Source organism: Gluconobacter sp. P1D12_c, assembly GCF_018812105.1.
Lineage (GTDB): Bacteria > Pseudomonadota > Alphaproteobacteria > Acetobacterales > Acetobacteraceae > Gluconobacter > Gluconobacter oxydans_A.
Window position 1 is genome coordinate 1 of the sequence record NZ_JACSIQ010000031.1, and the last position, 7,513, is coordinate 7,513.

Genomic DNA, 7,513 nt, shown 5'->3' on the forward strand with positions numbered 1-7,513 from the left:
CCGATTGCTACCGGTAGCAATCATTTTGACTAGCCTTCCTTCATCCACGAAATCCCCGATAATCTGGCATTATTCCGCTGTTTTCTGGCAGCAGAAAATTTACTGTGCATGCAGTTGGTTGCGTTGCAACCGGTTGCATGCAGTGCTACTAGAAGCATTCAACAGCACGACATGCAACCAATATTATATGCGTTGCCGCTAGGAGTTCTGATGCCAGTAATTGTTACAGCCAACCCAAAAGGGGGCGCCGGTAAGAGTACCTTCACTCTCGTGATGGCACAGACCCTGACAGCAATGGGAGCAAGCGTCACCGTAATCGACGCCGATCCTAATAAGCCGATTGCCGATTGGCGCACGGGTAACTCACAGGCTGATTTCGAAGTGATTTCCGAGGTGAAGGAAGGAACCGTTATCCGTCAAATCGTCGAGGCTGCCCGTCAAAAGCAGTTCGTCTTTGTTGATCTGGAAGGAACAGCCAGCCGTCTCGTCTCCCGCGCGATTAGCCATGCCGATCTCGTAGTAGTGCCGCTCCAAGCTAGCGGCGTCGATGCACGCCAGGCAAGCCGCGCCATCGACCTAATCCACGAAGAAGAAGAGGCTCTACGCGGTCACGAGATTCCATTCCGCATCATTCTCACTCGTACCAGCCCGGTGATAAAAACGCGCATTGAGCGCGAGATACTCGCGGGCTTGAAACAGGCAGAATTGCCGCTATTTGCAAACGCGCTCAACGAGCGTCAGGCTTACAAGGCGATCTTCGTAAGGCGACTGGCCCTTCAAGAGTTGGACCCGACAGATGTTAATGGTTTGCCAGAAGCACTGAGGAACGCGGAAGCCGTAGCGGAAGAACTTATCTCATCATTCGTCGAGACATCAGACACCGAGGAAATCTCCGCATGAACGACGACGCGTTCGGCTTCAAACCGAAAAAAGTCACTTCAAGATTGGCTGCGATAACACCGCGTGAACCAAGCGCATTAGGCCGCGATGATCTTGAGCGCATTGATCAGGCGGGGCGTAGCGCTGGATTTACAAGCCGCGAAGCGGGCGCGCGATTGGTTCCTCGCAGGAAGAAGTCGGTTGGACCGACTGTGACGATAAACACCAGAGTTCCAGAAGACGTAGCTGAAAGGTTCATTGAGTTTTGTGATGCGAACCGTCTTGCCTACTGGGAAGGCATTCGGGAACTGATGGACCGCGCAAAAGTCTAAAAATGGCATGCTACCGGTAGCACTGCATGCAACTGGTAGCATGCACATTCATGCACTCTGTTCTAGCAAGACTATGGATAATTCCGTTACTCTCGGCTTTCACAGGTGGCGCTCGGCAAAAAGATTGATCTTGCCTTAAGCCTCCTTTTGTTCTCTTTATGTTCTCGTCGAGGAGAACAAAGATGACAACGGACGCCGTGACGCGACTGCGCGAGCAGGTCCGACGCCTGGAGCGTCGAAGCCTTCCTCATTCCCATGCTGACACCCTGCCTACCGGGCATTCTGCCGTCGATGACCATCTCGGCGGTGGCCTCAAAACGGGTAGCCTGCATGACTTTCTGATCTCCGATCCTCTGGAGACGGGGGCCAGTCTCGCGATGCTCGGGCCCATTCTGAAAGAGGGCAGGGGGCCGGTCTTCTGGATCAGCGACACACCTGCCGAACTGAACGCCTGCGGGCTGCATCAGTCGGGTGTTTCACTGGAACATCTGGTCTGCATTGAAACGGACCCGGCCAACCTGCTGTCGGTCGCCGAGGACGTGTTGCGCGGACCAGAGCGCGCAATGGCCGTGATCGCAGGACGTCACGTCCCAACGCTCAAGGAAATCCGCCGCCTCAATCTGGCTGTGGAGGCGAGCGGAAACACAGGCTTTTTCCTGCGCTCTGCGCCTCTCGCACAAGCTCCTGGGAAAGACCCCTGTGCGTGCGCCACGCGGTGGCGGGTCCTCTCCCATCCTTCATCGCCTCAAACGCTTCCGGGACTGACCATGCCGCGTCCCGGTTCCCGACGCCTTTCTGTCACGCTGTTGCGGGTGAGGGGAGGCCGCCATGCTCACTGGATCCTCGACTGCACCGATCATGCGCCGCTTTCTCGCTCTCTGGATGCCCTTCTGGCGCACCGAGCGCCTCCAGCTCTCCCGCCCGGGAGACTTTCCGACCGACAGGCCGCTCGTTGTGCACGCGCTGGCACATAACCGTCACACCGTCACCGGTGTCAGTCCGGCTGCGCTCGCGGCCGGACTGACACCCGGAATGCCGCTGGCACAGGCCCGCTCCCTGGTGTCGGATCTTCTGACGGCAGAAGAAGACGCGGAAGCACAGACTGCCGCGCTGACCGATCTGTGCTCCTGGCTGATCTGGTTGTCGCCGCTGCCCGCGTTCGACGCTCCGGACGGTCTCTACAGCGATACCACCGGATGCGCCCATCTTTACGGGGGTGAGGCGGCCATGCTGGATCTCGTCAGGGAACGCCTGAGGGCAAGGGGGCATTCCTGCTCTGTGGCGCTAAGCGATACGGCCGCTGCCTCACGCGCTCTGGCCCGCTCGCGGATCGACCGGATCTGTCTCGTGCCTCCCGGTCAGCAGAAACAGGCTCTGCATCCTTTGCCCTGTACAGCGCTACCGCTACCCGAAAAGACACTGTCGAGCCTCACCCGGCTCGGCCTCAATACCATTGGCGCCCTTGCAGATCTGCCACGCGCGCCTCTGGCCAAGCGCTTTGGGGCACAGCTTCTCACCTGTCTCGATGAGGCTCTAGGACGGCAGGCCAACCCGCTCAGCGTGTTTCAACCTGCGGACCGGATTTCCCTGACCCGGTCTTTGGTCGAACCCATCAGCACATCGGGCGCCATTGCCACGGTGATTGCCGCACTCGTGCCGGTTGTCTGCGAAAAGCTGGCGGCGCGCGGGGAGGGGGCGCGGCAACTCGACTTTCTCTGTGTGCGCGTGGACGGATCCATTCAGGCCGTCCGCGTGGGGACGTCTGACCCGACGGCTGACGTGACACGTCTGACGCGCCTGCTCAATGGCCAGATCCCGCAGATCGCGCCCGAGTTTGGAATTGAAACCGTCATCCTGACCGTCAGCGCGAACGAACCGCTCGAAGCCGGGCCTGAACGCTCTGTCCTGCCGGACGTCGGGGCATCCTCGGAGCGCGCGCTCCCGGCCACTCTGATCGACCGGCTGTTGAACCGTCCGGGGGTTGTTTCTGTCCACCAGCTCGCGCCCCGGTTTTCCGCCTGGCCGGAAGACGGGCAGTCTCGCGTTTCCCCAGACGACATGGCAAAACCGCCTCTCGCGAGCCAGATGCTCTGGGCGCGGCCGAACATCCTGTTCGATCTGCCCGTCCGGGTGCAGGTGACTGCCCTGCTTCCGGACGGTGCGCCACGCCAGTTCGTCCTGAAGCGGCAGACGCATCGCATCGCGGCGGCCGACGGTCCCGAACGTCTGCTGGGTGAGTGGTGGCAGGCGGCCGAAAGCTACGGCGCGATCCGCGACTACTGGCAGGTCGAGACCACGACCGGCCTGCGCCTGTGGCTGTTTCGCAAAGGCGACGGAACCCACGACTGGTCCGGGTCAGGCGCGTGGTTTCTTCAGGGGGTATTCTGATGGAGCCCCGTGATGATCTGATCCCGGCCAGCACCTCGGACGTGGCCGAAGTCCTGATGCACGCGTTGTGCTATGACGGACGCAGGCGGACGCATGACGCCGCCGAACTGATGGCCCGTCTCGTGGCCGAGCGTCTGGTCGCCTATCTGGAACGCTCCGGATTTGTCGTGATGCGCGCGCCCACCAGCAACGCGCCTGACAGCAGCCGGCACCCCCATCCGCACAGGCGCTGAACCATGAGCGCGCCTTATGTCGAATTGCAGGTGACATCGTCGTTTTCGTTCCTGCGCTCAGGCAGCCAGCCGGATGAACTGATTTTCCAGGCGAAGGCCCTGGGGTATGACACCATCGGTCTGACCGACTGGAACACCGTGGCCGGGGTGATCCGCGCCCATCTGGCGGCGCGTGAGGCCGGTCTGCGTCTTCTGCCGGGATGTCGTCTAACTCTGCGCGATGGCAGTGCGCTCCGGGCCTATCCCCGCAACCGTGCGGGCTGGGCGGGCTTGTGCCAGCTCCTGACCCTTGGTCATCATCGGGGCGAGCGGGACGTGTTCCTTCTGGGATGGGAGGATCTCGTCGCAGCGGCCCCGGACCTCCTCCTAATTTTGTTGCCGCCCGAGGATCTGACAGCGCTTCGCGGGCACGTTCAGAGCCTGCTGGATCTGCCGGGACAAAGGGCAGGCGAAGAAGAAATCCGGTTTCTTGCGCTGACGATGCTCCGGCAGCCGGGAGACCTGGCGCGGCTTCACGCGCTCGCGGCGTTCAGTGCAGCCCAAGGTCTGGCCTGCGTTGTGACAGGAGATGTTCTCTACCACGATGCGCGCCGGCACGTTCTTCAGGACGTGGTCACGGCCATCCGGGAAGGCTGCACGGTCGATGATCTTGGCAACCGCCGTCACGTTCACGCCGATCGCCATCTGAAAGCCCCTGAAGAACAGGCGCGCCTGTTCGCCGCCTTTCCGGACGCTCTGGCCAACACGCGGCGGATTGCCGAGGCCTGCGCCTTCAGTCTCGATGACCTGACGTACCAGTATCCGACCGAAACCGAGCGCACGGGCGAAAGCGCGCAGGAGACCCTGACACGCCTGGTCCAGGCCGCGCTACCGCGTCGCTACCCGGCCGGGGCACCGCCTGAGGTCGAGACGCAGATTGCCCACGAGCTGAGGCTGATCGGCTCTCTGGCCTACGCGCCGTATTTTCTGACCGTGAACACCATTGTCCGTCATGCCCGCTCGCTTGGCATTGTCTGTCAGGGGCGGGGATCTGCCGCGAACTCGGCCGTCTGCTATGTCCTGGGAATCACGAGTATTGACCCGGTCCGCTCGGGCCTGCTGTTCGAGCGGTTCATCTCGGCCGAACGGCAGGAACCGCCGGATATTGACGTGGATTTCGAGAGCGACCGCCGTGAGGAAGTCATCCAGTGGATCTACCGCCATTACGGCCGCCATCGCGCCGCCCTGTGCGCCACGGTGCAGCGCTATCAGCCCAAAGGCGCCTTACGGGAAGTGGGTAAGGTTCTGGGCTTGCCCGAAGATCTGACCGGCCAGCTTTCAAAACATATCGCCTCATCGTTAGCCGATCCCGATCTGTGCAAGGCGCGTGCGGCCGATCTTGGCCTGAACCTGAAGGATCGCCGGCTCAGTCTGACGTTCCATCTCGCACGTCTGCTTCTGGGCTTTCCCCGCCAGCTCGGCACCCATCCGGGCGGATTTGTGCTGACCGAGGATCGCCTGGATGAACTCGTCCCCCTGATGCCGACCGCCATGGACGAGAGGCAGATCATCGTCTGGGATAAGGATGACATCGACGTCCTGCGCTTCATGAAGGTGGACGTTCTGGGCTTGGGAATGCTCGGCTGTCTGCGTCGCGGGTTTGAGCTGCTGCACACCGTGTATCAGACGCGTATGGATCTCGCTTCGATCCCAGCCGAGGATCCGCAGACCTATCGCATGATCCAGAAGGCGGACACGCTCGGCACGTTCCAGATCGAAAGCCGGGCGCAGATGTCCATGCTGCCGCGCATGAAGCCCCGGACCTTTTATGATCTGGTCATTCAGGTGGCGATCGTCCGGCCGGGACCGATCCAGGGGGACATGGTCCATCCCTATCTCCGCAGAAGAGAGAAACTGGAGCCTGTCACCTACCCGTCCGAGACCCTGCGCGGCATTCTGGGGAAAACACTGGGTGTCCCGCTGTTCCAGGAGCAGGCCATGCAAGTGGCGATCCACTGCGCAGGCTTTACGCCAGGCGAAGCCGACCAGCTCCGCCGCGCGATGGCGACGTTCAAAATGACCGGGGGCGTGTCGCCGTTCCGGGACAAACTGGTGAACGGGATGCTGGACAATGGGTATGAGCAGGACTTTGCCGAGCAGACCTTCGCGCAGCTCGAAGGTTTTGGCAGTTACGGTTTTCCGGAAAGCCATGCCGCCTCGTTTGCCCTGATTGCCTATGCCTCGGCCTGGATGAAGTGCCATTACCCGGATGTGTTCTGTGCCGCCCTGCTGAACTCTCAGCCGATGGGATTTTATGCCCCCTCGCAGATTGTTCAGGACGCGCAACGGCATGGGGTCGAGGTCCGGCAGATCTGCATCAACGCCTCCCGATGGGATTGCACACTGGAGCGCGGCCGGAACGGACGGCACGCGGCGGTCCGGCTGGGGTTCAGGATGGTGCGCGGGTTGGCGAACGGCCATGGGGCCGCCCTGATCGCAGCCCGGATGCCGGACTATGAGAGCATTGACGATGTCTGGCGCCGTGCGGATGTGCCGGTCTCGGCCCTGGAATGTCTCGCGGAAGCAGACGCTTTCCGGGTGTTTGGACAAATGCGCCGTGCTGCGCTCTGGTCAATCAAAGGGTTGGCGGATACCGCTCTACCGTTGTTCGAAGCGGCTGATCGGGGCCGGAACTTTCCGCTACCGGAAGTAATCGAGCCGGAGATTTCCTTGCCACTAATGTCAGAGCGGGCCTCAGTGCATGAGGATTATCGGGCGACGGGACTCAGCCTGAACGGGCACCCAATCGCGTTTCTACGGGAGGGCCTGCGAAAGGAAGGGATCGTTCGTTGCGGGGATCTCCCGTATCTGCGGGATGGGCGTCGGATCCAGCTCACCGGATTGGTGTTGATGCGGCAAAGGCCAGGGACGGCCAACGGCACCATGTTCGTCACGATCGAAGACGAAACCGGCACGGCCAATCTGATCGTCTGAAAGGACGTGCAGGAGGAATACCGCCGTCCTCTTCTCGCGTCCCGTCTTCTGGCCTGTAAGGGCCGGCTTCAGAAGGAAGGCGAGGTGATTCATGTCGTTGTGCTTAGTCTGGAAGACCGTACGCCGTTACTTCAGGGATCGGAGCTCCTGAAGGCACGGGACTTTCGGTAGGAAAGATAAGAGCTTCGAACGATCTTGTTTTCAAAATAGAGAACTCGTTGTTGATGTTGAACCTGTGGAGGTGTGGGCAGCAATGGGGGGGGCAAACGGAATGTCTGCTTTGCGATATATGCTACAAAAATCGGACATTTTCGACAGCATCAGAGCGAGTCACCTTGGGAAATATGCTTAAAACCATGCGTCGAGGATGGCTGGCTCGAGATAGGGCGTCACCTGCACGAGATACGACCATTGCGCGTCAAAAGCGGCTTGCTTGAGATAGGGGCGGTGAAACATCTCAAAGACGGCGTGCCCGAGTTTTTCGTTCGATGCGTCATACCCGATGTGGATATCCATCGCACACCTGTCAGCCATCTTGGCCTTGGAGAGTCGAAGGCAGTCTAGCACTACTTTGGCAGAAGTAAGATTTTTAGGATTCCCATGTTGCTGATTGCGTGATTCATGGGGAGCCAGCTTTGACGGAGGCTGGTATTGGAAGAAGACTGGCAAGCGGATCTTGAGCAATGGCTCGTCCCGTATCTGGAAGGT

At 60.5% G+C, this 7,513-nt stretch carries 6 protein-coding genes and 1 pseudogene; 6 read left to right on the top strand and 1 reads right to left on the bottom strand.

Translation table 11 applies throughout. From position 1 onward, the window contains the following. Positions 1–210: 210 nt before the first annotated feature. The 6 genes and pseudogenes from KP705_RS14875 (at position 211) to KP705_RS14900 (ending at position 6,976) form a co-directional block, all read left to right on the top strand. A complete protein-coding gene (locus KP705_RS14875) occupies positions 211–900 on the top strand; it encodes a ParA family protein (protein WP_029495913.1) in 690 nt (229 codons plus the stop codon). Further along, the gene (locus tag KP705_RS14880; protein WP_015074887.1) at positions 897–1,211 is read left to right on the top strand and encodes a hypothetical protein; all 315 of its coding nucleotides are present in this window, start codon (positions 897–899) and stop codon (positions 1,209–1,211) included. Before KP705_RS14875 ends, KP705_RS14880 begins: the two co-directional genes overlap by 4 nt. Before the next feature lie 182 nt (positions 1,212–1,393). After that, entirely contained in the window at positions 1,394–2,185 is a 792-nt protein-coding gene (locus KP705_RS14885; protein WP_015074886.1) for an ImuA family protein, read from the top strand. Beyond that, the gene (locus KP705_RS14890; RefSeq protein ID WP_080600659.1) at positions 2,094–3,599 is read left to right on the top strand and encodes a DNA polymerase Y family protein; all 1,506 of its coding nucleotides are present in this window, start codon (positions 2,094–2,096) and stop codon (positions 3,597–3,599) included. Before KP705_RS14885 ends, KP705_RS14890 begins: the two co-directional genes overlap by 92 nt. Then, positions 3,575–3,832: a hypothetical protein gene (locus KP705_RS14895; protein ID WP_015074884.1), complete on the top strand. Its 258-nt coding sequence runs from the start codon at positions 3,575–3,577 to the stop codon at positions 3,830–3,832. Before KP705_RS14890 ends, KP705_RS14895 begins: the two co-directional genes overlap by 25 nt. 3 nt (positions 3,833–3,835) lie before the next feature. Then, positions 3,836–6,976 (top strand): annotated as a pseudogene (locus KP705_RS14900) (error-prone DNA polymerase). A gap of 177 nt (positions 6,977–7,153) precedes the next feature. On the opposite strand, the gene KP705_RS14905 reads toward KP705_RS14900, so the two are convergent. Beyond that, on the bottom strand, positions 7,154–7,513 hold a 360-nt coding region (locus KP705_RS14905; protein ID WP_215764731.1), incomplete at its 5' end, for a hypothetical protein.